Origin of the sequence: Paucibacter sp. Y2R2-4, assembly GCF_025717535.1 — a bacterium.
Classification (GTDB): Bacteria; Pseudomonadota; Gammaproteobacteria; order Burkholderiales; family Burkholderiaceae_C; genus Paucibacter_A.
Genome location: NZ_JAJIRO010000001.1, coordinates 1,027,523 through 1,052,671, shown reverse-complemented (window position 1 = coordinate 1,052,671; position 25,149 = coordinate 1,027,523). Strand labels below are relative to the sequence as shown.

Below are 25,149 nucleotides of genomic sequence, written 5' to 3'. Positions count from 1 at the left end.
CATTGCCCTTCGCCACCTCTTCAAGTATGGCGCTTCTGGTTTTGGGCGATGGAAGGGCCTGCCCCAAGGCCTCGCAAACGCTTCGCTAGGCAATCTTTCAATCTTGGGCTACAATCGCGGGTTCCCCCTTGCCGTGACCACGTGTAGACGCTGTGGCACGGCTTCCTCAGCGCTAGGTCGGGTTGTCAACTGGAGACGACGCGGCTCGCTGGAATCCACAAGGAGTACTTATGCGTCACTATGAAATCGTTCTGCTGATCCATCCGGATCAAAGCGAACAAGTTCCGGCCATGCTGGAGCGTTACAAGAGCCTGATCACCACCGGTGGCGGCACTGTGCACCGCGTCGAAGATTGGGGCCGCCGTCAAATGGCTTACCTGATCCAGAAGCTGGCCAAGGCCCACTATCTGTGCGTGAACATCGAGTGCAGCAAGGAAACCCTGGCTGAGCTGGAAACTGGCTTCCGCTTCAATGACGCCGTGCTGCGTCACCTGACTGTGCTGAAGTCCAAGGCTGAAACCACCCCTTCGGTGATGATGAAGTCTGTGGACCGCGAAGACGCTCGCAAGGCGCCTCAGGTCGCGGCAGCCTAATTCAGCTTTCGAGCTGAGTTGGCTAAAGCTTGGTGTTTGAATCGGTATTGATTGAGATAAAAAAGGCCTGCTTCGCGCAGCGAGCAAGCAAGAGTCGGTGGGTTCTTCGGTGAATCACTTGATCTTGCAAGCCAGTGTGCTGGAGTTGGGACTTGTCAGATACACCCCGGCCGGATTGATGGCCCTGGACTGTTGCTTGAAGCATGAGTCCCAGGTGCAAGAAGCCGGCAGACCCCGCAAGGTTTCCATGGAAATCAAAGCGGTGGCGATCGGTGAAATCGGCAAGCGCCTGCAGGCCTTGGGTGTTGGTGGAACGGCTTGTTTTTCAGGCTTCCTCAGTGCTCAGAAAGCAGGGCGTGGAACGGTTTTCCACATCACTGCGATCGATACCAGCCAGACGCCGAATTGTTCGAATCCGGATTAAATTAAAGAGGTCACACGATGGCACCACCACGTGGAAAAGGTCGCTTCTCTAAAGACAAGAAGCCCAAGCGCAATACCCAATCATTGCTGTTCCGTCGCAAGCGTTTCTGCCGCTTCACCGTTACCGGTGTTGAGCAGATCGACTACAAGGACATCGACACGCTGCGCGATTTCGTCGGCGAAAACGGCAAGATTACGCCCGCTCGCCTGACCGGCACGCGCGCATTCTTCCAGCGTCAGCTGACCGTGGCGATCAAGCGTGCTCGCTTCCTGGCCATGCTGCCGTACAGCGACCAGCACAAGGTCTGAGGAGTAGGCAACCATGCAAATTATTCTGCTTGAAAAAGTGGCCAACCTCGGCAACCTGGGCGATGTCGTCACGGTCAAGAACGGTTATGCCCGCAACTTCCTGATCCCGACTCGCCAGGCACGTCGTGCCACCGAAGCGGCCATCAAGGAATTCGAAGCTCGCCGCGCTGAGTTGGAAAAAGCGGCCGCTGAAAAGCTGGCCGCTGCTCAAACTCTGGGCGAAAGCCTGACTGGCAAGACCGTGCGCATCAGCCAAAAGGCTGGCGTGGACGGCCGCCTGTTCGGTTCCGTCACCAACGCCGATGTGGCCGATGCCCTGAGCAAGCTGGGCTTCGCCATCACCAAGACCCAAGTGCGTATGCCCCTGGGCCCCTTGAAGGCGGTTGGCGAGTTCCCTGTGAACGTTGCCCCCCACACCGATGTGGTCGTGGAAATCAGCGTGCAAGTGGTTCGCGAGAACGACTAAGCGCTGCGCATTGAACTGACCTGCAAGGGTCAGCCAATAGAAAAGCCGACGTTGTCAAAGCCGTCGGCTTTTTGCGTTTCTGGGGATGATGTTATACAGAGGCATCCCCCGCCTTTCCACAGACTTGTCCACAGCTCCTGCCAGCTAACCCGTCCAGGGCAACACCATCCATGAGCGCAACTTTTTCCTCCACGCCTCTCCCGGGCTCTTCCATCGGCGCCGACCGTCGCGATGATGAAGTGGCGCGTCTGCGCGTGCCGCCGCATTCGATCGAGGCCGAGCAAAGCGTGCTGGGCGGCCTCTTGATCGATAACTCGGCCTGGGACCGAGCCGGCGACTTGTTGACCGAATCGGACTTCTACCGCTTCGAGCACAAGCTGATCTTTGTGGCGGTGGGCAAGTTGATCAATGCCGGCAAGCCGGCGGACGTGGTGACCGTCTTCGAAGAGCTCACCTCCCTGGGCAAGGCCGAGGAATGCGGTGGACTGGCCTATTTGAATGCCTTGGCGCAGAGCGTGCCCAGTGCCGCCAATCTGCGCCGTTATGCTGAGATCGTGCGTGAGCGCGCCGTGCTGCGCAAGCTGGTGACGGCCAGTGATGAAATTGCCAGCGCCGCGATGAATCCGCAGGGCAAGGCGGTGAAGGAAATCGTTGACGAGGCCGAAGGCAAGATCTTCCGCATCAACGAAGAAGGTAATCGCGGAGGCCAGGGCTTCCACAGCATGGACAACCTGGTGGTGGCGCTGATCGACCGGGTCAACGAGCTCGCCGAAAACGGCGCCGAAGACGTCACCGGCGTGCGCACCGGCTTTTACGATCTGGACAATATGACGGCCGGTCTGCAGCCCGGCGACTTGATCATCTTGGCCGCACGCCCTTCCATGGGAAAAACCGCGTTCGTGGTCAATATCGGCGAGAACGTGGCCATCAACGAAGGCTTGCCGGTCGTCATCTACTCGATGGAAATGGGCGCGGCCCAGTTGGCGTTGCGTATGGTCGGCTCGGTCGGCCGCATCGACCAAAGCCGTTTGCGCCTGGGCCGCTTGGCCGATGATGAGTGGGGGCGTCTTTCAGAGGCCGTGGACAAGCTCGGTAAAGCCGCCATCTATATTGATGAGAGCCCTGGACTTTCGCCCAGTGAGGTGCGCGCTCGTGCGCGCCGCCAGGCCCGTATCAGCGGCCAGTTGGGCCTCATCATCATCGACTACCTGCAGCTGATGAGCGGCAATGGCGGCAATGAAGAAAACCGTGCGACCGTGATTGGTGAAATCTCGCGCGGCTTGAAGGCGCTGGCCAAAGAGTTGAAGTGCCCGGTGATTGCCCTGTCGCAGCTGAACCGCTCGGTGGAAACGCGGCCCGACAAGCGGCCGATGATGTCCGACTTGCGGGAATCCGGTGCCATTGAGCAGGATGCCGACATCATCATGTTCATTTACCGCGACGAGTACTACACCAAGGAAGAGTGCAAGGAGCCGGGTGTGGCCGAGATCATCATCGCCAAGCAGCGGAATGGCCCGGTCGGCACGGTCAAGCTGGCCTTCCAGCGCATGCACACCAAGTTCGAAAACCTGGCGCCGGGCTATGTTGGCCCTGGTGGCGACGAGTACTGATTGCTGTTTTTCTTCTTCGCCCCAGCTGCCTCAGCGAGCTAAGCCTGCCGATGTCCGATTCGATCTTTGCCCCGAGCAGCTTCCGCCCGACGGACGAGCAGGTCACCATTCAGACGACACGGGCTCGGCATGTGCTGATCGAGGCCAATGCCGGTGCTGCCAAGACCACGACCTTGGCCTTGCGCATCGCGCAGGCGCTGCAGCGCGGCGCACAGCCGAGCATGATTCTGGCGCTGACCTATACCGAGCCTGCCGTGCAGGCTTTGCGTCAGCAGCTGCGCTGGGTTGGCGTCTCGGGTGAGCAGCTTCAAGAGATCCGCATCCACACTTTTGAGTCCTTCAGTGCATGGATGCTGGCCTCGGTGGAGGGTGAAGGCGTCTTGCAGCTGCGCTCGGAAGAACAGGTCAAGCCCTATGTGCTGCGCGCGATCGAGCGTGCCCAGACCTTGCCCCAAGAGCGCTATCCCGATGAGTTGCTGGTCGGTGCTGCACCAACGGCCATGGTCGAAGGGCTGCTGCAGTCTTTTGCCGTGCTCAAAGGCCGCATGCTGATCGAGCAACTGCCAGCCGAGGCCCCCATGAGCCCTGATTTGGCAGAGGACTTGGGCTTTGATTACCTCACGCTGCGGGTGCGCAGCGCCTATGAATTCATTCGTCGCGGCGGTCACCCCGATCGGCCGGCCTTTCGATTTGAAGGCGATGCTACCTACGACTTGGCGCGCGCGCTCAGCGCGGAAGAGGGCGAGCTCGACAGCGCGTGCCTGGCGCTGGGCTTGGCCCTGATCGTGGTCGATGAAATGCACGACACCAACCGGGCCATGTTCACCGTGTTGAAGGGCTTGCTGGATCAGAACCGGCGCGCGGCTTTTGTCGGCGTGGGGGACCGCGACCAGGTGATCCACTCGCAGGCCGGCGCCGAGGCGGCCTTTATGCATGCGAGCTTCACTCAAGAGGTGGGCCAGCCGATACGCCTGCCTTTGACGGCCAGCCACCGGTTCGGGCCCCAGTTGGCTCGAGCCGCAGGCGCGCTGGCCGGTGGCAAGCCTTACGCTGCGTTTCAACAGCGCGAAACCGAAATCCGCAAGCTTGCCTGTGAGTCGCACCGCATCATGGCGCGCTTGGTCGCCGAGACGGCGCGAGAACATTTGCAGCAAAAAGAGCAGCATGAGCTGCGTATCTTGCTGCGGCAAGCGGCTCATTCGATCTTGATCGAAAGCGAGTTGCTCAAACGCGGTGTGGGCTATCGGGTGGATGGCTTTGAGTCCTTTCTGCGTCGGCGCGAGGTGCTGTTGGTGCGCGGGCTTTACGCCTTTTGTTTCGATGACTTCAGCGGCTTTGCATCGAAAGCGCTGCGAGCCGAGACCTTGGCCGCCATGATGCAGTTTGCCGGTGCCTTGATTGACAGCACCGAGTTGCGACACCTGGACGCTGTGACTGCGCAACGGCGGGCCATCGAGGAGGCTTGCGTGCACCCCGACGGCATGCGGGCTCTCATCGAGGGTCAGGTCTTGCGCAACGCGTCTGGTGTGGCTTTGCCGCGGCTGCGCGCCGCGATGGCCGTGCTCAAGTCGCAAGACCTGCACAGCTTTTCGGAAGGTTTTTTGAAAGCGCTGGATCCGGTGGGGCTCGCCGGCGCTGTGTTGGTGCGGCAGACCGATATTCACCAGGTGCGCGACAACATTGCGCAACTGGTGCAGTTGGTGGCGGGTGAAGACGAAGGCTTGGACGGAGGTTTTCGGCTACTGCAAAAATTGCAGGAGGGGCAAGCGCGGACGCAAGCGAACCCGCGTGTCACCTTGTCGAGCATTGAGTCTGCCAAGGGGCTGGAGTTCGACCATGTGCTGATCCCGCATCTCTCGCGCGGCGAGTTTGTGGGTGAGGTGAGCGCGGCTGAAAACCGCAACCTCTTGTACGTGGCCATCACCCGCGCGAGGCAACGCCTGACTTTGGCTTTTGACCCCGCCAAGCCCTCGCGCTTTTTGCAAGAGGCGGGGCTTCTTTAGGCCTCGGTCTTCTCGCTCTGGTCAGCACCTCAGGCAGCTCTGGTGCTTGAGTAAAATACTGTATACATTAACAGTATGTCATTCAGGCCGAGCACCCATTGCAAACCCAGCCAGGCGCAGCCGCTCTACATCGATGCGGGCACGCTCAAGGGGCGCGGCAGTGCCTGGGCGATTGCGCACCGCTTTCAGGGCGAGTTGCGGGAGCAATTCGACGATGGCTGGGGCTCATTGGATCAAGAAGCGCAGCAGGAGCTTTGCGCGCCTAGCACTCAGATCATTGAAGAGCAGGCCGGCCGCATTCTCTCCAGCAATCAGTCGCCGGACATCAGCTTTGATTTGTCTATCAACCCTTACAGAGGCTGTGAACACGGTTGCATTTATTGCTTTGCCCGGCCGACGCACAGCTATTTGAATATGTCGCCGGGCTTGGATTTTGAGACCCGCATCGTGGCCAAGGTCAACGCGGCCGAGCGCCTGCGCGCCGCTTTCGCAAATCCGCGCTATCAGCCTCAGTTGCTGTGCCTGGGCACCGCGACCGACGCCTACCAGCCGGTGGAGCGCAAGCTGGGCATCACTCGCAGCTTGATCGAGGTCCTGAGCACCCATGCGCATCCCTTTTCCATCGTCACCAAGTCGGCCGGCATCTTGCGAGATCTGGATTTGCTGGCGCCGATGGCCAAGCAGGGACTGGTGGCGGTCTATGTGTCGGTGACGACTTTGGACACTGAACTTTCAAGACGCTTGGAGCCACGTGCGGCCGCGCCGCCGCGGCGCTTGCAAACCATTCAAAGCTTGGCCGAGGCAGGCATTCCGGTGGGCGTCAGTGTTTCGCCCTTGATTCCGTTTTTGAATGAGCCCGAGTTGGAGCAGATTCTTGAGGCCGCGGCCGCTGCGGGCGCGCGCGCGGCCTTCAGCATTCCGCTTCGCCTGCCTTGGGAGGTCAATCCTTTGTTTCAGGATTGGCTGCAACACCATGTGCCGGAGCGGGCGGCGCGCATCATGGCCCGGCTGCGCGATATGCGCGGTGGCCGCGACAACGACGCACGCTTCAATACCCGGATGAAGGGCGAGGGGCTATGGGCCGAGCTGAATCAGCAACGCATGGCCAAGGCTTGCGCGCGCTTGGGGCTGGTGCGCGAGCGCACGGCCCTGGACCTGAGTCGGTTTCAGCGTTCAGCCATCCCGGAGGATGCCTCGGCGCCGACTTCTACTTCAACCCAAATCGAGCTGTTTTGAAGTCAGTGCAGACTGCAGGCAGGCTCAAACACGCAAGGCAATGCTGCCGGCGGCGCGGTTGCGGTTGATGGTCGCGCCCAGCGGCACGACATAGCGACTTTGGAGTTGCGAGATTTGCTCCGACAACTCGTCCGCGTCCTCGATCTTGTCGGTATGCCGCTTGAGCACCAGACTGGCCATGTCGATCAATTTGGCATTACGCGTGGCTTCGCCTTGTTGGATCAGCAATTCGACGCCGGTGCGCGCCGTGCCTCGCATCGAGTGACGCATGGCCGTCTCGGCAATGCCGAAGATGCTTGCATGGCAGTTGCGCAGTTCTTCCGCCACGGCTTCGTTGCCCTCGCACATGGCAATCAGCACTTCGGTGCTGGATTTGGTGGTGCAAAAACGCAGGCCGATCTGTTTGACCAATTGCCCCATTTCTTCCAGCTCGATCATGGCGGCCAGACGCACCCACAGCGCCAACAAGAGGCTGGCGGCTTCGAAGTCGAAGTCCTCTTGGTCCATGGCTTGGCGGCTGAATTGTCGCGTCAGCTCCAAGGCATCGGCGACCCGCTTGTCGGCCATGAAGCGCAGGCCTTGCATGACCTTGTCGAAGCGCTGCAGGCGCTTGGAGTTCGGGTGCCGGTCCAACTCGCTGAACATGGTGTCTTGCGCGTACTTGAGGCCCTTGCTGTCCTTGTTATCAAAGCGCATGAGCGCAATCAAGATCAGGCTCAACATATCGAAGAGCTTGGAGCGCAGACCTTGGGCCATGGCGCGTTCCAACATGCGCATGGCTTCCTCGCGCTGGCCGGCGTAAAAGGCCAAGCTGCCGGCGCGTTGGGCGCGCAAGAGGCAGCCTGGTGTCAGATTGACGGCCGTGCGATAAGTGGCGAGCGCGGCTTCAATCTCGCCTTGCTCCATCTGAACCCGCCCCATCACATCGTAGGAGTCCGCATGGTCGGGAATGTCGCCGATCAAGGTTTCCAAGGTGCGCCGGGCCGCCGTTAAGTTACCGGCGCTGAGTTCGGTGCGCGCCACGCCCAGCCGTGCCCAAGGCACGGTCTTGGCTTCGATGATGGCGTCATAGAGCTTGCGGGCGTCATCAAACCGATTCAAGCGCAGCAGCAGTTCGGCGCCGATGCGGGCCGCGTAGAGCCAGAACTGCGAGCGAGACTCAAAACGTTTCAGGCAATGTCCGGCGGCAGTTTCGAAATCTTGCTTCTCGATGGCTTCAAAAATGTCTTTGAGCACCCGCTTGCGGTGGCGTGCACTGGCCAGCCGATCGGCTAAGGACGTGGTGGTGTAGGGTTTGACGAGATAAGCGTCGAGCGCGGCCTCTGCGGCCTCGGCCACCTTGGCATAAGAGGCCTCGCCAGTGACCATCACGAACACGGTGGAGTAGGGCAGCAATTGCTCACGGCGCAATTCGTCCAACAGGTCTTGCCCCGACATTTCGGTGCCGTCGAAGTGGTAGTCGCACAGCACGATGTCGTAGGCCTTGTGCTCCAGAATCACCCGCGCGTCATTGATGCGCGTGGCTTGGCGGACATGGGCGACACCGAGGTCGCGCAGCTGCGCCGCCATCAGGCTACGCGAGGTGGCATTGCTGTCGATCACCAGAGCGCTGGCATGCTGAATCTCAGCATCCATCATCGTCGCCATTGCCGCTCCAAACTGGGTCTTGTCATGTCTCGCCGGGGTCCTAGGGGAGGAGGGAAAGAGGGGGCCTCTCTTCCGGCATATCGACCATAGTGCGGCAAAGCTTTAACTTCTGCACTTCAAGTGTTTGATTCGCGCCGCAAAAGCGTGAAAAAAAGCGCCAGAACCGGGGCGGTTGTGGCGCTTTTCAGGGGCGATCTTGGGACTTCGCTTACTTGAAGATGTCCTTGACCCGATCGGTCCAGCTCTTGGCATTGGGGGAGTGGCGCTCGCCGCCGTCGCGGAAGGACTTGTCCAACTCCTTCATCAGCTTGCGTTGGTGCTCGGTCAGCTTGACCGGCGTTTCCACGCTGATGTGGCAGTACAAATCTCCGGGGTAGCTGCTGCGTACGCCCTTAATGCCCTTGCCGCGCAGGCGGAAGGTCTTGCCGTGCTGGGTGCCTTCGGGCAATTCGATCTCGGCCTTGCCGCCCAGGGTGGGCACTTCAATCGTGCCGCCCAAAGTGGCCGTGGTCAGGCCCACCGGCATGGTGCAGTGCAGATCGTCGCCGTCGCGCTCGAAGATCTCGTGCTGCTTGATGCGGATCTCAATGTAAAGATCACCCGCTGGGCCGCCATTCACACCGGGTTCACCATTGCCGGCCGAGCGGATGCGCATGCCTTCGTTGATGCCGGCCGGGATCTTGACTTCCAGCGTCTTGCTCTTCTTGACCTTGCCTTGGCCGTTACAGGCGGTGCAGGGGTCGGGAATGATCTTGCCGGTGCCGTGGCAGTGTGGGCAGGTTTGCTGCACCGAGAAGAAGCCCTGGCGCATATGCACCGTGCCCGAGCCATTGCAAGAGCCGCAGGTCTTGGCGCTGGTGCCGGGTTTGGCGCCGGAGCCGCCGCAGGTTTCGCAACCTTCCCAGCTGGGAATGCGGATCTGCGACTCCTTGCCGCGCGCGGCTTCTTCCAGCGTGATCTCCATGGCATAGGACAGATCGCTGCCGCGGTAAACCTGCTGGCCGCCGCCACGGCGTCCCGCGCCACCGGCGCCGCCATTGAAGATATCGCCAAAGATGTCGCCAAAGGCCTCGGCGAAGCCGCCGAAACCTTCCGCGCCTGGGCCGCCGCGGCCGCCCATATTCGGGTCGACACCGGCATGGCCGTACTGGTCATAGGCCGCGCGCTTTTGCGCGTCCGACAGCATTTCGTAGGCCTCTTTGACCTCCTTGAACTGCTCTTCGGCCTTCTTCGCACCCTCGCCCTGGTTGCGGTCCGGGTGGTACTTCATGGCCAGCTTGCGGTAGGCCTTCTTGATCTCGTCCTCGTTGGCGCTTTTGGCCAGGCCGAGAACTTCGTAATAGTCACGCTTTGCCATGGGCGGGGTCCGTGCTTGTCAAAACAACAGCGCCGCGTCGAGCGTGGGAGGCTTCACAAAACCTCTTGGCTGCGGCGCGGCGGCGAAACGCGGCCGGATCTTTACTTCAATCCGGCGCGCCTGAAGGACTTACTTGCTGTCCTTGACTTCCTTGAACTCGGCGTCGACGACGTTGTCGTCCGCAGGCTTGGCCGACGCTTGAGCGGCTTGCGGCTGCTCGGCGGCGCCTGCTGCAGCACCGGCGGCGGCTTGAGCGGCTTGCGACTCGGCGTAGACCTTCTCGCCCAGCTTCTGGCTGGCGGTCATCAGCGCTTCGGTCTTGGCTTCGATGTCGACCTTGTCGTCGCCCTTGATGGCTTCTTCGGCGTCCTTCAAGGCGGCTTCGATCTTTTCCTTTTCGCCGGCTTCGAGCTTGTCGCCATGCTCACCCAGGCTCTTGCGCACCGAGTGGATCATGCCGTCAGCCTGATTGCGGGCCTGCACCAGTTCGACCTTCTTCTTGTCTTCGCCGGCGTTGGCTTCGGCGTCCTTGACCATCTTCTCGATCTCGGCCTCAGACAGACCGGAGTTGGCCTTGATGGTGATCTTGTTTTCCTTGCCGGTGCCCTTGTCCTTGGCGCCGACGTGCAAGATGCCGTTGGCGTCGATGTCGAAGGACACTTCGATCTGCGGCGTGCCGCGCGGTGCCGGTGGGATGCCTTCGAGGTTGAACTCACCCAGGCTCTTATTACCGGAGGCCAGTTCTCGCTCGCCTTGGTAAACCTTGATGGTCACGGCCGGCTGGTTGTCGTCGGCGGTGGAGAAGGTCTGGCTGAACTTGGTCGGGATGGTCGTGTTCTTGGCGATCATCTTGGTCATCACGCCGCCCAGGGTCTCAATGCCCAGCGACAGCGGAGTCACATCCAGCAGCAGCACGTCCTTGCGCTCGCCACCCAGCACCTGGCCTTGAATCGCGGCGCCCACGGCCACGGCTTCGTCAGGGTTCACGTCGCGACGTGGCTCCTTGCCGAAGAACTCCTTGACCTTGTCTTGCACCTTGGGCATGCGAGTCATACCGCCGACCAAGATCACGTCATCGATGGCGCTGACGGCCACGCCAGCGTCCTTGATCGCAGTGCGGCAAGGGGCGATGGTGCGCTCGATCAGCTCGTCCACCAGCGACTCCAGCTTGGCGCGGGTCAGCTTGACGTTCAAGTGCTTGGGGCCGGTCGCGTCAGCGGTGATGTAAGGCAGGTTGACGTCGGTCTGGGCCGAGTTCGACAGCTCGATCTTGGCCTTTTCAGCGGCTTCCTTCAGGCGCTGCAGAGCCAGCACGTCCTTGGTCAGGTCCACGCCTTGTTCCTTCTTGAACTCGGCCACGATGTAGTCAATGATGCGCTGGTCGAAGTCTTCACCGCCCAGGAAGGTGTCGCCGTTGGTCGACAGCACTTCGAATTGCATTTCGCCGTCCACGTCAGCGATTTCGATGATGGAGACGTCGAAAGTGCCGCCGCCCAAGTCATACACAGCGATCTTGCGGTCGCCCTTGCCATGCTTGTCCAGGCCGAAGGCCAGAGCAGCAGCGGTCGGCTCGTTGATGATGCGCTTGACGTCCAGGCCCGCGATGCGGCCGGCGTCCTTGGTGGCTTGACGCTGGGCGTCGTTGAAGTAAGCCGGCACCGTGATGACGGCTTCGCTCACTTCTTCACCGAGGTAGTCCTCGGCGGTCTTTTTCATTTTGCGCAGGATTTCGGCCGAGACTTGCGGAGGCGCCAGCTTCTTGCCGCGCACATCCACCCAGGCGTCGCCGTTATCGGCAGCAGCGATGGTGTAGGGCATCAGGTCGATGTCCTTTTGCACTTCTTTCTCGCTGAACTTACGGCCGATCAGACGCTTGACGGCGTAGATGGTGTTCTTGGGGTTGGTGACGGCCTGGCGCTTGGCCGAGGCGCCGACCAGGATCTCGCCATCTTCTTGGTAAGCAATGATGGACGGGGTGGTGCGAGCGCCTTCGGCGTTCTCAATCACGCGCGTCGTGTTGCCTTCCATGACGGCCACGCACGAGTTGGTGGTGCCCAAGTCAATACCGATGATCTTTCCCATTGTCTTTCTCCTGAAGATTTGTCTGTGACCGGCGGCGGTCAGCACTCGCTGTGCCGTCGCGGTCGTTCAAAAACTGATGCTTATAAGCTGTGGATAACTCCAAGGCTTTCAAGCCCTGCAAGTCAAATTTATTTCGGTGAGGTGACCGTCACCAAGGCGGGGCGCAGCACGCGCTCGGCGATGGAATAGCCTTTTTGCAGCACCATCACCACCGTGTTGGGTTCTTGCTCGGCGGGCACCACCGAGATGGCTTGGTGCTGGTGCGGATCGAACTTGGTGCCGGCGGCCGGGTTGATTTCCACGACCTTGTTGCGCTCCAAAGCGGAGGCCAGTTGACGCTTGGTGGCGTGCACGCCTTCCAAAACGGTCTCGACCTTGGCGTCCGGCAGGGCGATGGCGGCTTCCATGCTGTCCATCACCGGCAGCATGGATTCAGCAAAAGACTCGACCGCAAATTTGCGGGCCTTGGCCATTTCTTCTTCAGAGCGGCGGCGGATGTTCTCAACCTCGGCCTTGGCGCGCAGGTAAGCGTCCGACATTTCCGCCAAACGGGCTTCCGTTTCGGCCAATTTGTCGACCGCTGGTGCGGCTGCGACCTCGTCAGGAATGCTTGGCTCTTGGGGTGGGGTGTTGGATTGGGTCATGATGCAAAAAGAAGCAATGGCGTCCATATGAGCGCCATACCTGGGATTTCAAGAGGGCTTTTTGGAAGGATTGATGCGGAAATCTGTGAATTAGTCTGCATCGGCGGCGGCCGACCAGCGATTCCAGTCCGCCAAGCGGCGTCGGTCCTGTTTTGTGGGGCGGCCCTGAGCCAGGCTGTGAGCCGGCTCGGGCGCCAGGCGGCGGGCTTCACTGAGCTTTTCGCGCAGCGAGACGTTCTCCGGCGTTTCTTCATACAGCGCTTGTGCCTGCGGGGCCGGGCCCCGGATATGGCTCAAACCCCGCACCCAGACTTCGCGCGGCACCTCCCCTTGGCGGAACTTGAGCAAATCGCCCAGCTTCAGCTCCCGCGAAGCTTTGGCGACTTGGCCGTTGACCTGCACCCGGCCATGGCCGATGTCCTCGGCCGCCAGCGAGCGAGTTTTGTAAAACCGCGCCGCCCACAGCCATTTGTCCAGACGCAGACCAGCGTCTTGTGTGTCGGGCTTTGACTTGGCAGGTTTCGCGGATTTCATCAGACGTGATTTTCCTGGATTCGGCTCATGGCTCGCTATGTTCGAAGCTTTGCCCGGGCCTAGCGGCGCTCACTGGCAAGTCGACGATGGCGTTCAAGCCCTCCATCTGCGCCCCATGGACTCGGTTTTCAAGGGCAATTTTTCCGCCTAGCGATTGCACGATGCCTTGGCAGATGGCCAGGCCTAAACCCGAGCCCTGACTGCCCGGCCCGGTGGCAAAAGGCAGAAAAAGCCGGGCTTGCTGTGCGGCCGAGATGCCGGGGCCGGTGTCGGCAATCAGCAGCCGTGCCCAGGCGTCTGTTTTGCTGAGCGTGATGCGCAGGCTGCCGCCGCTGGGGCTGTGTGAGATCGCGTTGTGCAATAGATTCCGGGTCAGCTCGCGCAAGGCCCAGGCATGGCTGTCCACCCAGGCAGTCTCGGTTTCAATGTCGAAATCCAGCTGATGGTCGGCAATCAAGGGCGCCAGGTCGAGCGCCACGTCGCGCGTCAGCGCTGCCCAGTCCTGGGTCGGCAGCGGTTCCAACTCTTGGTGCAACTGCTCCACCTTGGCCAGAGCCAACATTTGATTGGCGACCTGGGTGGCCCGGCCGACGGTTTGGTCGATCTCCGCCAGGGCTTGCATTGCATCCACATCGCCAAGGCGTGCAGATTGCACCTGCAGCTTCAAGACGGCCAAGGGCGTTTTCAATTGGTGCGAGGCGTCGCGCACAAAGCGCTTTTGTGACTCGAGCAAATGGGACAGGCGCTCCACTACCTGGTTGGTGGCTTCCACCAGCGGCTGCCATTCGCGCGGGGCATCGGGGGCTTGCACGGGTGACAAATCGTCCTCGGTGCGCTCCAGCAGCTGCCGGCTCAGATGCCGTACCGGCGCCGTGGCTCTTTGCACCACCACGACCACGACGACGCCAATCACCAGGACCAGCAAGGCCTGACGCCAGACGGTTTCGATCAGAATTTGGCGTGCCAGGGTGTGGCGCAATTCCAAGGTCTCCGCCACTTGGATGGTCGCCATGCCCTGGCCGCTAGCGCCCGCCACCGGCTGCAAAAGCACCGCCATGCGCACCGGCTCACCACGAAACTGCGCATCAAAAAAAGTGACCAAAGCCGCATAAGGCCCTTGGTTGGGCAGCTTGCCCTGCCAGGCGGGCAAGTCCTCAAAGCCCGAGACCATCTCGCCGGCAAAGCCACTGACGCGGTAGTAAATGCGGCTGCGGTTGTCGGCTTCGAAAGGCTCCAAGGCCGAGTAGCTCAGCTTGGCCAGCAGTTGTGGTTTGCCGCCTGCTTCGCCGTCTTTGCCGGCATCGCTGACTTCCAGCAATTCACCAATCGACTTGGCCGTGGCCAGCAAGGTGCGGTCGTAGGCCGTGTCGGCCGCTTGAAGCGCTTGGCGATACAGGCTGACGGTGTTGAAGCCAATCAAGAGCATCACCGGCAGCAAGATGCCGACCATCAGTTGCCGGCGCAGCGAACTGGCGCGAGGCAAGGGCTGGCTCACGCGGGCGCCTTCAGCAAATAGCCCAAGCCGCGCAGGCTCACCAGCTGCGCCCCGGTGGGCGCGATGCGTTTGCGCAGCCGGTAGGCCACCACCTCGATGGCTTCCAACTGAACCTCGCTCTCACCAGGAAAGACCAGATCGAAGAGTCGCTCTTTGGCCATGGCGTGGCCTGGGCGGGCCAGCAGGGCGCGCAGCAAAGCACCTTCGCGGGGCGTGAGTTCCAGCAATTGCTCTTGGTGGTAGACGGCGCCACTGTCGGCGTCCACCCGCATGCCGCAAAACATTGGGGCGGCCGAGGGTGAAGAGAAGCCAGCTTGTTTGGCTCCGGCGCGCCGGCCCAGGGCTTGCACCCGGGCCATCAGTTCATCCAAATCAAAGGGTTTGGGCAGATAGTCGTCGGCGCCGACATTGAGGCCCAAGATTCGGTCGCCCACGGTGCCGCGGGCGGTCAAGATGAGTACCGGCGTACTCAAGCCCGCTTTGCGAGCCTGCGCCAAAACGTCCAGTCCATCGACATGGGGCAGGCTCAGGTCCAGGAGCACCACGTCCGGCAGGCTGGACTGCCAGCGCTGCACGGCCAGGGCGCCATCGCCGCAGGTCACCACTTGCAGGCCGCGGCGCTCGAAGCTGCGCGTCAAGCTCAGCTGCATGGCGGGGTCGTCTTCGATCAAGAGCAGTTTCATGGGCGATGGATGGGCGGGTTTGTCCTAGGGTTTTGGACAGCGAACTGACAGGCTTGACGGCGACGATAGCGAGGCAGATCAATAAAACAGGAGACAAGCCCATGCGTCGCGATACCTTTTTGAAGTCCCTCGCTGCTCTCGCTGCTGCGGGCGCGCTGCCATTGTCGGCCCAAGCCGCCGCCAATTTGAAGATGATGATCCCGGCTAACCCCGGTGGCGGTTGGGACACCACCGGCCGCGCCCTGGGCAAGGCCTTGCAAGACGCCGGCCTGGCGTCCTCGGTGCAATTCGAAAACAAGGGCGGCGCAGCCGGCGCCATCGGCCTGGCCCAGTTCGTCAACGCCGCCAAGGGCGACCCGAATGCCTTGATGGTGATGGGCGCGGTGATGCTGGGCGGCATCATCACCGGCAAGCCGCCGGTCAGCCTGAGCCAAGCGACGCCAATTGCGCGTCTGACCACCGAATACAACGTCTTTGTGCTGCCGGCCAATTCGCCGCTCAAAACCATGAAGGATGTGGTCGAGCAGATGAAGAAAGACCCAGGCAGCGTCAAGTGGGGGGGCGGCTCGCGCGGTTCGACCGAACATATCGCTGCCGCCATGATTGCGCGCGCCACCGGTGTGGATGCGGCCAAGATCAACTACGTGCCTTTCCGTGGCGGTGGCGAGGCCACAGCGGCCATCTTGGGCGGCAACGTCACTGTGGGCGGCAGTGGCTACTCCGAGTTTGCGCAGTACATCGAGAGCGGCAAGATGCGCGCGATTGCGGTCACCTCTGATCAACGCATGAAGGGTGTCGAGGTGCCCACCTTGCGCGAAATGGGTATCGACGTAGTGATTGGCAACTGGCGCGGTGTTTATGCCCCACCTGGCATCAGCCCAGAGCAGCAAAAAAACCTGACCGACATGATCGCAGCCGTGTTCAAGAACAAGAGCTGGATCGAGGCTTTGGAGAAGAACAACTGGACGCCTGCGTTGATGACGGGCAAGGCCTTTGCCGAGTTTGTTGATCAGGAGTTCGCCATGCTGCGCGCCATCATGGTCAAGTCCGGGATGATTTGAGATGGCGGCAACTTCTTCCGCACAGCGCTACCAGTCCTTGGTCGGCGTTGGCGCTTTGGCCGTCGGTGCGCTGATGGCTTATGGCGCCGCTTTTATTTCATCCGATGCCGGTTACGCTGGCATCGGCCCGAATGCCATGCCTTGGCTGGTCAGCGTGGTGCTGATGATTTGTGGCGCGTGGCTGGTTTGGGAGGCGCGCACCGGTGGCTATCGCGAGATGGAAGTGCCTTCGGGGTCCGTGGACGCCGACTGGCGCGCCGCGGCCTTTGTGATCGCGGGCGTGGTGCTCAATGCCGCGCTGATCACGGTGGTCGGCTTTGTGCTGGCCTGTGCCCTGTGCTTCGCGCTGGCGGTTCGCGGCCTGCGCATGGCCGAAGGCCGAGCAGGCGGCAATCTGCGTCAAAGCCTGCTGGACGCCCTGACCGGCTTGATCATCGCCGCGCCGGTGTTCTGGCTCTTCACCAAGCTGCTGGCCATCAATCTGCCCGGTTTGACTGCTTCCGGCTGGCTCTGAAAGACACACCATGGAACTCTGGAACCAATTGCTGGGTGGCTTTGCCACGGCCGGCACTCCGATCAATTTGCTTTGGGCTTTTTTAGGTTGCGTGATTGGCACCGGCATCGGCGTGTTGCCGGGGCTGGGTCCGGCGGTGACGGTGGCGATGCTGCTGCCCATCACCTCGCAGGTCGAGCCGACCGCTTCGATGATCTTTTTTGCCGGCATCTATTACGGCGCCATGTATGGCGGCTCGACCACTTCGATCTTGCTGAACACCCCAGGTGAAACCGGCACCATGGTGACGGCGCTGGAAGGCTTCAAGATGGCCAAGAGCGGCCGTGCCGGTGCGGCCTTGGCCACCTCGGCGATCGGCTCTTTTGTGGCTGGCACCATCGCAACTGTGCTGGTGACGCTGTTTGCTCCGGTGATGGCCGACTTCGCCGTGACTTTGGGTCCCCCGGAATATTTCTGTCTGATGCTGCTGGCCTTCACCACCGTCAGCGCGGTTTTGGGCAAGAGCACCTTGCGCGGCATGACGGCGCTCTTTATCGGCTTGGCGATGGGCTTGGTGGGGCTGGATCAGATCACGGCCCAAGTGCGTTATACCGGCGGCGTGCCTGAATTCATGGACGGCATCGAAGTGGTGCTGGTGGCCGTGGGCCTGTTCGCTGTAGGCGAGACTTTGTACAACGTGATGTACGAGGGTCGCAGCACGCAAGAGATCAACAAGATGAGCTCGGTGCACATGACCCGCAGCGAATGGCGGCGCTCTTGGCCGGCATGGCTGCGCGGCACGGTGATTGGTTTTCCCTTCGGCACCATTCCAGCGGGCGGCTCAGAGATCCCGACCTTCTTGAGCTATGCCGCAGAGAAGAAACTCTCCAAGCATCAAGAGGAATTTGGCACCGTGGGCGCCATCGAAGGCGTGGCCGGACCTGAGGCGGCCAATAACGCAGCGGTCACCGCCACCCTGGTACCACTGCTGACGCTGGGCATTCCGACCTCGGTCACAGCGGCTATTTTGCTGAGTGCCTTGCAGAATTACGGCATCCAGGCCGGGCCGCAGCTGTTCCAGACTTCGTCGACCTTGGTTTGGGCGCTGATCGCTTCGCTGTACATCGGCAATGTGATGCTCTTGGTGCTGAATCTGCCGATGGTGGGCCTGTGGGTCAAGCTCTTGAAGATCCCCAAGCCGCAGTTGTATGCCGGCATCTTGATCTTTGCGACCGTCGGGGTCTATGGCATGCGCCAGAGCTCCTTCGATCTGTTCTTGATGCTCTTGATTGGCCTCTTGGGCGTGCTCATGCGCCGCTTTGACTTCCCCACCGCGCCCGTGGTGGTGGGCATGATTCTGGGGCCGATTGCCGAGGCGCAGTTCCGCAATGCGCTGTCGATTGGCGAGGGGCATTGGGGTGTGTTCCTGCAGCGGCCCATGTCGGTGGGCTTGCTGGTGATCGTCGCCTTGGTGCTGATCTTGCCGCGTGCCTGGCCCTGGGTGGTGCGCTGGCGCGAGGTGCGCCTGGCCGCACAACGCAACGCCGCCCACTGAGGCTGCCTGAACAGGGTGAGGCGCTGCGTTGCAGGCCTTCCCCTTAGGTGCTGGCGCCGAGGGCCAAAGCGCGTTCGCGCTGGCTCTGAAGTTCAGCGGCAGGCTGCGCCGCGCCTTGCGTTGGCCAGCCCTGCAAATGGCGTTCGGCCAGAGCGGTCAAGGCGCGCATGCCGGCTGGGCTGTCGTTCAGGCAAGGGATGTAGCTGAAGTGGCTGCCGCCGGCGTGCAAAAAGGCTTCGCGTGCTTCCATGCTGATTTCTTCCAGCGTTTCCAGGCAGTCGGCGCTGAAGCCGGGGCAGATCACCGCCACGTTTTTGACGCCTTCGCTGGCCAGCTTTTTCAGCGTGGGCTCGGTATAGGGCTCCAGCCATTTGGCTTTGCCAAAGCGGCTTTGGAAGGTGACGACATAGTCGGTCTTTTGCAGGCCCAGCGCTTCGGCAAGCAGGCGGCCGGTCTTCAGGCATTCGCAGTGGTAGGGGTCACCCAAGGTCAGGGTGCGCGCCGGCATGCCATGAAAGCTCATCACCAGCCGCTCGGGTCGGCCATGCTCGGCCCAGTGGGCGCGCACGCTGTCGGCCAGTGCCGCGACGTACTGCGGGTCGTCGTGGTAATGGTTGATGAAACGCAACTCCGGCAGATGACGGGTCTTCAGTGCCCAATGGGCCACATCGTCCACCACGCTGGCCGTCGTGGCGCCGGAGTACTGCGGATAGGCCGGCAGCACCAGGATGCGGGTGGCACCTTCTGCGCGCAAGGCGTTCAAGGTGTCGGCAATCGAAGGTGAGCCATAGCGCATGGCATAACGCACCGTCACCGCGTGCCCGCGCTCACCCAGATAGCCTTGCAGCAGTTTCGATTGCTTTTCGGTCCAGACCTTCAGCGGAGAGCCCTCAGAGGTCCAGACGCTGGCGTATTTGGCGGCTGACTTGGCCGGGCGCACCCGCAAGATGATGCCGTGCAGGATGGCCTTCCAGACGATGCGTGGGATCTCTACCACGCGTGGGTCGCTGAGGAACTGCGCCAAATAGCGGCGAAGCGCGGGCGCCGTCGGGGCATCGGGCGTGCCCAGATTGCAATAGAGCAGGGCGGTCTTGGTGGAGCTGCCGTGGGAGTAAGGCGCTTCGGGGCGGGGGCTCATGCGTCGATTCTTTGCTTGTTGTTCTTGGTGCGGATCAGCCGCTGCGTGTTCGTGGGTGGCCAAAGCCCAGCGGCTCGGTGTCTGCAAAATGCAGCACTTCAAAGCTGACGGTAGGCGAGGTGGCGTCAATCGGCGGGCTGCCCAGACCAATGACGCCGCGTCCATGCAAGGTGCAACTGCCGCGCTTCAGGCTGACGATGTCGCCGCTATTGCCGAAGCGCACATAAGTGCCGTTGTAGCTGAGGTCGGTGACCGAAAAGCTGCCGCCATGCCAGTCGATGCGTGCATGCGAGCGTGACACGCGCGCATCGGTAATGCAGTAAGTGGCTTGCACGCTGCGGCCCAGGATGATGGGCATGCTGACGATATCGAAGACCCGGTCCAGGTCCAGCCAGATCAGGCGGATGCCATCGGGTTCAATCGCTTGCTGCACTTCGCCAAACTGGGTGGCGGCTACATCGCCTTGCATCGGCTGGTCCAGCACATGCACATGCACCGGCTCGGCGCGGCCCCGAATGGCAATCAGATCCAGGCTGCGAAAACGCAGCTTCTTGCTGCTGGGCAGGCCGGCCAAAACTTCCGCCGTGATCAGCGTTTCGTTATCGCCCGCATGGTTGAGCAAGCGCGCAGCGACATTGACGGCATCGCCAAAACAGTCGCCATTCATTTCCACCACTTCACCGCGCGCCAGGGCGACTTGCATGCGCAAGGCGCGCAGGCCCGGCGAGGCGCCGTGCTGCTTGCCGCGCGCGACCACACGTTCCAGCATTTCATGCATCAGCACGGCGGAGTTGACGCCGTCACGGGGCGTCTCAAACACCGCCATCAAGCCATCGCCCAAGGTCTTGATCAGCTTGCCGCCGCACTCATCCACCGCCTGCCCGATCAGCCCCACCGTGTGCGTTACCACCGAAGTGGCTTCGGCATTGCCAAGCGTTTCGAAAAGCGCAGTGCTGCCACGAAGATCGGCAAACAAAACAGTGCGCTCCCGGATTTGGGTCATGGCAAACGGCAAAGGCTTGGGCTGTGAAATTGTTGGCAGTGTAGCCGCGGCTGAAGTCGGTCTTGTGCTGTAGGGCCAAGCGGTACGCGCAAATGAAAAAGGGGCTGGATTGCTCCAGCCCCTCGGGGTGCCTTGAGTCGGCGCTAGAGCGCCGAAAGTCAGCTATTTTTCCAATCAGAGATTGTCCAGATACGTACGCAGTTTGTCTGAACGGCTTGGGTGCTTGAGCTTGCGGATGGCCTTGGCTTCGATCTGGCGGATGCGCTCGCGGGTGACGTCGAACTGCTTGCCGACTTCTTCCAGCGTGTGATCCGTGCTCATTTCGATGCCGAAGCGCATGCGCAGCACCTTGGCTTCGCGCGGGGTCAGGCTGTCGAGGATGTCCTTCACCACATCGCGCAGGCCGGCTTGCATCGCTGCTTCGATCGGCGCGGTGTTGTTGGTGTCTTCGATGAAGTCGCCCAGGTGGCTGTCGTCATCGTCACCGATCGGCGTTTCCATGGAGATCGGCTCTTTGGCGATCTTCATGATCTTGCGGATCTTGTCCTCAGGAATCTCCATCTTCTCGGCCAGGGTCGGCGCATCCGGCTCAAAGCCGAATTCCTGCAAATGCTGGCGCGAGATGCGGTTCATCTTGTTGATCGTTTCGATCATGTGCACCGGGATACGGATGGTGCGGGCCTGATCGGCGATCGAACGGGTGATGGCCTGACGGATCCACCAAGTGGCGTAGGTCGAGAACTTGTAGCCGCGACGGTATTCGAACTTGTCCACCGCCTTCATCAAGCCGATATTGCCTTCCTGGATCAGGTCCAGGAACTGCAGTCCGCGGTTGGTGTATTTCTTGGCGATGGAGATCACGAGACGCAAGTTGGCCTCGATCATTTCCTTCTTGGCGTCGCGCGAGGCCTTTTCGCCCTCGTTCATCTTCTTGTTGATGTCCTTGAGATCATCAATCGGCACGACGGCCTTGCTTTGGATGTCGATCAGCTTTTGCTGCAACTCTTGCACCGGCGGCAGATTGCGCGCCAGCACATTGGAGTAAGGCTTGCCAGCGGCGACTTCCTTCTCGGCCCAGGCGCGGTTCAGCGCATTGGGCGGGAAGGTCTTGATGAAGTACTCCTGAGGCATGCCGCACTTGTCCACCACGATCTTGCGCAGTTCGCGCTCGTAGCGACGCACATCGTCCACTTGCGAGCGCAGCAGATCGCAGAGCTTTTCAATCGTCTTGACGGTGAAGCGGATGGTCATCAGCTCGGCGCTGATGGCTTGCTGGGCCTTGTTGTAGGTGGCCGACTTGTAGCCGTCCTTCTCAAAGGCTTTGCGCATCTTGTCGAAGTTGACGGCCAGCGAGTCCAGCTTGACCAGGGCGGCGTTCTTCAGCTCTTCCAGCTTCTTGGTCAGCGCCTTGGAGCCGCCATTGCCGTCGTCGTCGTCTTCTTCGTCGAATTCGTCGAAGTCTTCTTCGGCCACATAGTCGTCGGCCTCATCGGCGGCGACGAAACCGTCCACCACTTCCGAGATCGTCTTCTCGCCGGCGCGGATCTTGTCGGCCAGGTCGATGATGTGGGCGATGGTGGTGGGCGAGGCCGAGATGGCCAACATCATGGCTTGCAGGCCACCTTCGATGCGCTTGGCGATTTCGATTTCGCCTTCGCGGGTCAGCAGCTCGACCGTGCCCATTTCGCGCATATACATGCGCACCGGGTCGGTCGTCCGGCCGAATTCCGAGTCCACGGTGGACAGGGCGGCTTCGGCGGCTTCTTCGGCTTCTTCTTCGGTCGAGGTGGCGGTGGCGCTGCCCTGGATCAGCAGGGTGGCGGCGTCAGGGGCCTGCTCGTAGACCGCGATGCCCATGTCGTTCAACATGGAAATGATGGCCTCGAGGATTTCCTCGTTGACCAGCTTTTCGGGCAAGTGGTCGTTGATTTCCTGGTGCGTCAGGAAGCCACGCGTCTTGCCCATCTTGATCAGGGTCTTCAGCTCGTGGCGGCGCTTGGCGGCTTCTTCTTCCGTCAGCGCGGTTTCTTCCAGGCCGAATTCACGCATCAGCGCGCGCTCTTTGGCGCGGCTGACCTTCATGCGCAGGGGCTTGGCCTTGGGCTTGTCTTCAGCGGCCTCGGCCACCTCAGCTTCGGCTTCGGGTTCGCCTTCCAGATCGGCTTCGAGGTCGGAGAAGTCCTCTTCTTCGACTTCAGTGGCCTTCTTGCCAGCGGCTTTCTTGGTCTCGGTGGCTGCCTTGGGCTTGCGGCCGCGCTTGGGCTTGTCTTCGCCGCCGGCGCCTGCTTCAGCAGCAGCCTTGGGGGCCTTGACGGCTTTCACGGCCTTGGCAGCGGGCTTCTTGAGCTCTTCGGTCTCGGCGGTGGCGGTGGGCGCGGTCTTTTTGGCAGTCATGCAGATCCTCGGGTGAAAGTTGGGCGGCAGGCCGGTGAGGGATTTGAAATATTTTTCTTGAACGGATCAAGCGAACAATGCAGCAGCCACCTGGGGCCGTTTACTGCGCTTTTCAAGGCGGAGCTCGGCCCAGGTGGCATTCATACGCCCGGAGCATGGCTGAAAAACAACCCGTTCCAAGCGCGGCGCGTGCAAGTTAGCGTGAACGTTTGAGTCTGCAAACTTGGCGGATACAGGTGGCCTTGATACCCGCTGTGGGGTGCCCAGTGTCGCTGGGTGGCCGGGTCCGGCAATATTTGCCGTCACTCTTGACGCGCGCGGAAACCCTTAATTATCGCCCAATTGAAGGGCGCTGAGGCGAGTGCTTTGAAAAATTAGGCGGAGGCCACCGTCAACGCGGCCCTGAGCCCTTGAATCTGGGCTTGCAATTGCTTGAAGCGCTCCAGATCCGGGCCTTGCGGATTGGCGGCCGCAATGCGCTTGGTCTCGGCCACCAATTCTTCAATCCAGAGTTTTTTGATGACGTTTTGCAAGTCTTCGAGCAGCGGTTCTTCTTCGCTGTGCAAGCCGCCCACCAAGCCTTGGGCCTGATCTAGCAAGCCGTCTTCGGCCAAAGCAGCCTCCAGCACCGACCAGGCACCGGCGCCGTGGTTGAGCAAATGACGCTCTAGCCAGTGAATCAATTGGCCGTGCAAGCCAGGCAATTCGTGCAGCATGTGCTGATCGTCAGGGCTTAAAGCCTCCCACCACACACTGTTGAGCAGCAGCATGCGCAATGCATGGTCAGCCTGGATCTTGGGTGCGCTGCGCGGTGTGCCCATGGTTTCGTCTTCGGGCTCGCCACGGCGCTTCCAGTTGCCGGCCTTGCCTTTCCAGTCCTTGGCGGGAACCCATTCCTTTTTGGGTTTCCATGCTTTGCGCTCTGTGGGTTCGACAGGCGCTTCACCGGCGATCGACGGTTCATAGTCGGCCGAGGGCCCATAGTCCAGATGATCGTAGTCCGGCGGCGGCTCATGGGCGTAGCCGTTATCGTGACTGGGGCGACGCGACTGCGGCTTGCGTGGTGAGGACGCCTCAGGGCCGCCCACCTGCCAGGCGCTGATCAAATCTTGATCGCCGAGTTGGGCCTGCTTGGCCAACTCGCTCAGCAAGGCTCGCTTGAGCAGGCCTTGGGGGAGTGCTTGCCACAAAGGGCGAGCATTCGACAGCATGCGGGCGCGCCCCTCGACGCTGCCCAAATCGCAGCCCTCTGCGCTTGCGTCCATCAATTGGCGCGACAGCGGCACAGCGTCTTGGACGCAGCGCTCAAACGCCTCCGGCCCAAACTCCCGTACATAGGAGTCCGGGTCATGCTCGGCGGGCAAGAAGAGGAACTTGACGGAGCGGGTGTCGGTGGCGTGGGGCAGGGCGGCCTCCAGTGCGCGGCCGGCGGCGCGGCGCCCAGCGGCGTCGCCGTCAAAGCTGAAGACCACCGATTCGGTGAAGCGAAACAGCTTGTGCACATGTTCTGCCGTGCAGGCCGTGCCCAAGGTGGCCACGGCGTTGCCGAAGCCGCTTTGGGCCAAGGCCACCACATCCATATAGCCTTCGACCACCAGTGCGTAGCCGCGTTGGCGAATGCCGGCGCGGCCCTCAAACAGGCCATACAACTCGCGGCCCTTGCTGAAGACCGGGGTTTCGGGGGAGTTCAGATACTTGGGCTCGCCCTTGTCCAAGATGCGCCCGCCGAAGCCGATGGTTTCACCGGTGACATTGCGGATCGGGAACATGATGCGGTCGCGGAATCGGTCGTAGCGCTTTTGCTCTTCGCCTTCTTCGCCCGAGACGATCACCATGCCAGACTCCACCAGCAGCGGGTCTTCATAGGACGGGAAGGCGCTGGCCAGGGTGCGCCAGCCTTCGGGTGAATAGCCCAGGGCGAACTGCGCGGCGATCTGACCGGTCAGCCCACGCTTTTTCAAGTATGAGACGGCGCGCTGCGACTTCTTCAGTTGAGCGCGGTAGTGGTCGCTGGCCTTGAGTAATACATCGTTAAGTGTGGCCTGGCGCTTTTTCTGCTGCACGGCGCGCTCGCGCTCTTCGGCCGAGCGCTCGTCCTCCGGTACTTGCATGCCGGCCTGTTGGGCCAGGTCTTGCACCGCTTCGACGAAGCCCAGCCCGCTGTGCTCCATCAAAAAGCCCACGGCATTGCCGTGCACGCCGCAGCCAAAGCAGTGATAGGTCTGCCGGGTCGGGCTGACGATGAAGCTGGGCGACTTTTCGCCGTGGAAGGGGCAGAGGCCCTTGTGGTTGATGCCGGCTTTTTTCAGCTCGACATGGCGCCCCACCACCTCGACGATGTCGGTGCGGGACAGTAAATCTTGGATAAAGCCAGGTGGAATCACCGGGGCGAGTCTAAAGCAAGGCGCGCGCCTAACCAGCCA

At 61.3% G+C, this 25,149-nt stretch carries 21 protein-coding genes; 10 read left to right on the top strand and 11 right to left on the bottom strand.

Annotated features, from left to right (window positions below; translation table 11 throughout):
• Positions 1-230: 230 nt before the first annotated feature.
• From rpsF to LNV06_RS04545, 7 genes are all read left to right on the top strand, one after another.
• The gene (gene rpsF / locus LNV06_RS04575; protein ID WP_263537038.1) at positions 231-593 is read left to right on the top strand and encodes a 30S ribosomal protein S6; all 363 of its coding nucleotides are present in this window, start codon (positions 231-233) and stop codon (positions 591-593) included.
• 97 nt (positions 594-690) lie between these two features.
• Entirely contained in the window at positions 691-1,017 is a 327-nt protein-coding gene (gene priB, locus LNV06_RS04570; protein WP_318013435.1) for a primosomal replication protein N, read from the top strand.
• Positions 1,018-1,034: 17 nt separating this feature from the next.
• Entirely contained in the window at positions 1,035-1,325 is a 291-nt protein-coding gene (gene rpsR, locus LNV06_RS04565; protein WP_263531959.1) for a 30S ribosomal protein S18, read from the top strand.
• Between the two features lie 13 nt (positions 1,326-1,338).
• Positions 1,339-1,791, top strand: a complete 453-nt coding sequence (gene rplI, locus LNV06_RS04560) for a 50S ribosomal protein L9 (RefSeq protein ID WP_263537036.1) — start codon at positions 1,339-1,341, stop codon at positions 1,789-1,791.
• A gap of 170 nt (positions 1,792-1,961) precedes the next feature.
• On the top strand, positions 1,962-3,401 hold the full coding sequence (gene dnaB / locus LNV06_RS04555) for a replicative DNA helicase (RefSeq protein WP_263537035.1): 1,440 nt from the start codon (positions 1,962-1,964) through the stop codon (positions 3,399-3,401).
• Positions 3,402-3,451: 50 nt separating this feature from the next.
• Positions 3,452-5,404: a UvrD-helicase domain-containing protein gene (locus tag LNV06_RS04550; protein ID WP_263537034.1), complete on the top strand. Its 1,953-nt coding sequence runs from the start codon at positions 3,452-3,454 to the stop codon at positions 5,402-5,404.
• A 75-nt stretch (positions 5,405-5,479) separates the two neighbouring features.
• On the top strand, positions 5,480-6,640 hold the full coding sequence (locus tag LNV06_RS04545) for a PA0069 family radical SAM protein (protein WP_263537033.1): 1,161 nt from the start codon (positions 5,480-5,482) through the stop codon (positions 6,638-6,640).
• Positions 6,641-6,664: 24 nt separating this feature from the next.
• On the opposite strand, the gene LNV06_RS04540 is transcribed toward LNV06_RS04545, so the two are convergent.
• From LNV06_RS04540 to LNV06_RS04510, 7 genes are all read right to left on the bottom strand, one after another.
• Positions 6,665-8,287, bottom strand: a complete 1,623-nt coding sequence (locus LNV06_RS04540) for a response regulator (RefSeq protein WP_263537032.1) — start codon at positions 8,285-8,287, stop codon at positions 6,665-6,667.
• A 208-nt stretch (positions 8,288-8,495) separates the two neighbouring features.
• A complete protein-coding gene (gene dnaJ / locus LNV06_RS04535; protein WP_263537031.1) occupies positions 8,496-9,644 on the bottom strand; it encodes a molecular chaperone DnaJ in 1,149 nt (382 codons plus the stop codon).
• Positions 9,645-9,773: 129 nt separating this feature from the next.
• Positions 9,774-11,726: a molecular chaperone DnaK gene (gene dnaK / locus LNV06_RS04530; RefSeq protein ID WP_263537030.1), complete on the bottom strand. Its 1,953-nt coding sequence runs from the start codon at positions 11,724-11,726 to the stop codon at positions 9,774-9,776.
• Between the two features lie 128 nt (positions 11,727-11,854).
• Positions 11,855-12,370 carry a nucleotide exchange factor GrpE gene (gene grpE / locus LNV06_RS04525; RefSeq protein WP_263537029.1) on the bottom strand — a complete coding sequence of 172 codons (516 nt, stop codon included), beginning with the start codon at positions 12,368-12,370 and terminating at the stop codon, positions 11,855-11,857.
• Between the two features lie 90 nt (positions 12,371-12,460).
• Positions 12,461-12,904: an Hsp15 family ribosome-associated heat shock protein gene (locus LNV06_RS04520; RefSeq protein WP_263537028.1), complete on the bottom strand. Its 444-nt coding sequence runs from the start codon at positions 12,902-12,904 to the stop codon at positions 12,461-12,463.
• Between the two features lie 25 nt (positions 12,905-12,929).
• Positions 12,930-14,354, bottom strand: a complete 1,425-nt coding sequence (locus LNV06_RS04515; RefSeq protein ID WP_263537513.1) for a sensor histidine kinase — start codon at positions 14,352-14,354, stop codon at positions 12,930-12,932.
• Between the two features lie 41 nt (positions 14,355-14,395).
• Complete coding sequence (locus tag LNV06_RS04510) at positions 14,396-15,082, bottom strand: response regulator transcription factor (protein WP_263537027.1); 687 nt, start codon at positions 15,080-15,082, stop codon at positions 14,396-14,398.
• Positions 15,083-15,183: 101 nt separating this feature from the next.
• On the opposite strand from LNV06_RS04510, the gene LNV06_RS04505 reads away from it, so the two are divergent.
• Genes LNV06_RS04505 through LNV06_RS04495 form a run of 3 tightly spaced genes read left to right on the top strand, consistent with a single transcriptional unit; the run spans position 15,184 to position 18,191 of the window.
• Positions 15,184-16,143: a Bug family tripartite tricarboxylate transporter substrate binding protein gene (locus tag LNV06_RS04505; RefSeq protein WP_263537026.1), complete on the top strand. Its 960-nt coding sequence runs from the start codon at positions 15,184-15,186 to the stop codon at positions 16,141-16,143.
• A gap of 1 nt (position 16,144) precedes the next feature.
• On the top strand, positions 16,145-16,657 hold the full coding sequence (locus LNV06_RS04500) for a tripartite tricarboxylate transporter TctB family protein (protein WP_263537025.1): 513 nt from the start codon (positions 16,145-16,147) through the stop codon (positions 16,655-16,657).
• A 10-nt stretch (positions 16,658-16,667) separates the two neighbouring features.
• Positions 16,668-18,191 (top strand): tripartite tricarboxylate transporter permease, encoded by a 1,524-nt coding sequence (locus LNV06_RS04495; protein WP_263537024.1) that lies wholly within the window; start codon positions 16,668-16,670, stop codon positions 18,189-18,191.
• A 43-nt stretch (positions 18,192-18,234) separates the two neighbouring features.
• On the opposite strand, the gene hemH is transcribed toward LNV06_RS04495, so the two are convergent.
• The 4 genes from hemH to dnaG form a co-directional block, all read right to left on the bottom strand.
• Complete coding sequence (gene hemH / locus LNV06_RS04490) at positions 18,235-19,329, bottom strand: ferrochelatase (RefSeq protein WP_263537023.1); 1,095 nt, start codon at positions 19,327-19,329, stop codon at positions 18,235-18,237.
• Between the two features lie 34 nt (positions 19,330-19,363).
• Complete coding sequence (locus LNV06_RS04485; protein WP_263537022.1) at positions 19,364-20,332, bottom strand: adenylate/guanylate cyclase domain-containing protein; 969 nt, start codon at positions 20,330-20,332, stop codon at positions 19,364-19,366.
• A 174-nt stretch (positions 20,333-20,506) separates the two neighbouring features.
• Positions 20,507-22,726 (bottom strand): RNA polymerase sigma factor RpoD, encoded by a 2,220-nt coding sequence (gene rpoD, locus LNV06_RS04480; RefSeq protein ID WP_263537021.1) that lies wholly within the window; start codon positions 22,724-22,726, stop codon positions 20,507-20,509.
• A 374-nt stretch (positions 22,727-23,100) separates the two neighbouring features.
• The gene (gene dnaG, locus LNV06_RS04475) at positions 23,101-25,110 is read right to left on the bottom strand and encodes a DNA primase (RefSeq protein WP_263537020.1); all 2,010 of its coding nucleotides are present in this window, start codon (positions 25,108-25,110) and stop codon (positions 23,101-23,103) included.
• Positions 25,111-25,149 lie beyond the last annotated feature (39 nt).

What these genes read in the sequence shown, in the direction of transcription:
- rpsF (WP_263537038.1), top strand. Translation starts at nt 231, where the DNA reads ATGCGTCACTATGAAATCGTTCTGCTGATCCATCCGGATCAAAGCGAA.
- rpsR (WP_263531959.1), top strand. Translation starts at nt 1,035, where the DNA reads ATGGCACCACCACGTGGAAAAGGTCGCTTCTCTAAAGACAAGAAGCCC.
- rplI (WP_263537036.1), top strand. Translation starts at nt 1,339, where the DNA reads ATGCAAATTATTCTGCTTGAAAAAGTGGCCAACCTCGGCAACCTGGGC.
- dnaB (WP_263537035.1), top strand. Translation starts at nt 1,962, where the DNA reads ATGAGCGCAACTTTTTCCTCCACGCCTCTCCCGGGCTCTTCCATCGGC.
- LNV06_RS04550 (WP_263537034.1), top strand. Translation starts at nt 3,452, where the DNA reads ATGTCCGATTCGATCTTTGCCCCGAGCAGCTTCCGCCCGACGGACGAG.
- LNV06_RS04545 (WP_263537033.1), top strand. Translation starts at nt 5,480, where the DNA reads ATGTCATTCAGGCCGAGCACCCATTGCAAACCCAGCCAGGCGCAGCCG.
- LNV06_RS04540 (WP_263537032.1), bottom strand. Translation starts at nt 8,287, where the DNA reads ATGGCGACGATGATGGATGCTGAGATTCAGCATGCCAGCGCTCTGGTG.
- dnaJ (WP_263537031.1), bottom strand. Translation starts at nt 9,644, where the DNA reads ATGGCAAAGCGTGACTATTACGAAGTTCTCGGCCTGGCCAAAAGCGCC.
- dnaK (WP_263537030.1), bottom strand. Translation starts at nt 11,726, where the DNA reads ATGGGAAAGATCATCGGTATTGACTTGGGCACCACCAACTCGTGCGTG.
- grpE (WP_263537029.1), bottom strand. Translation starts at nt 12,370, where the DNA reads ATGACCCAATCCAACACCCCACCCCAAGAGCCAAGCATTCCTGACGAG.
- LNV06_RS04520 (WP_263537028.1), bottom strand. Translation starts at nt 12,904, where the DNA reads ATGAAATCCGCGAAACCTGCCAAGTCAAAGCCCGACACACAAGACGCT.
- LNV06_RS04515 (WP_263537513.1), bottom strand. Translation starts at nt 14,354, where the DNA reads ATGGTCGGCATCTTGCTGCCGGTGATGCTCTTGATTGGCTTCAACACC.
- LNV06_RS04510 (WP_263537027.1), bottom strand. Translation starts at nt 15,082, where the DNA reads ATGAAACTGCTCTTGATCGAAGACGACCCCGCCATGCAGCTGAGCTTG.
- LNV06_RS04505 (WP_263537026.1), top strand. Translation starts at nt 15,184, where the DNA reads ATGCGTCGCGATACCTTTTTGAAGTCCCTCGCTGCTCTCGCTGCTGCG.
- LNV06_RS04500 (WP_263537025.1), top strand. Translation starts at nt 16,145, where the DNA reads ATGGCGGCAACTTCTTCCGCACAGCGCTACCAGTCCTTGGTCGGCGTT.
- LNV06_RS04495 (WP_263537024.1), top strand. Translation starts at nt 16,668, where the DNA reads ATGGAACTCTGGAACCAATTGCTGGGTGGCTTTGCCACGGCCGGCACT.
- hemH (WP_263537023.1), bottom strand. Translation starts at nt 19,329, where the DNA reads ATGAGCCCCCGCCCCGAAGCGCCTTACTCCCACGGCAGCTCCACCAAG.
- LNV06_RS04485 (WP_263537022.1), bottom strand. Translation starts at nt 20,332, where the DNA reads ATGACCCAAATCCGGGAGCGCACTGTTTTGTTTGCCGATCTTCGTGGC.
- rpoD (WP_263537021.1), bottom strand. Translation starts at nt 22,726, where the DNA reads ATGACTGCCAAAAAGACCGCGCCCACCGCCACCGCCGAGACCGAAGAG.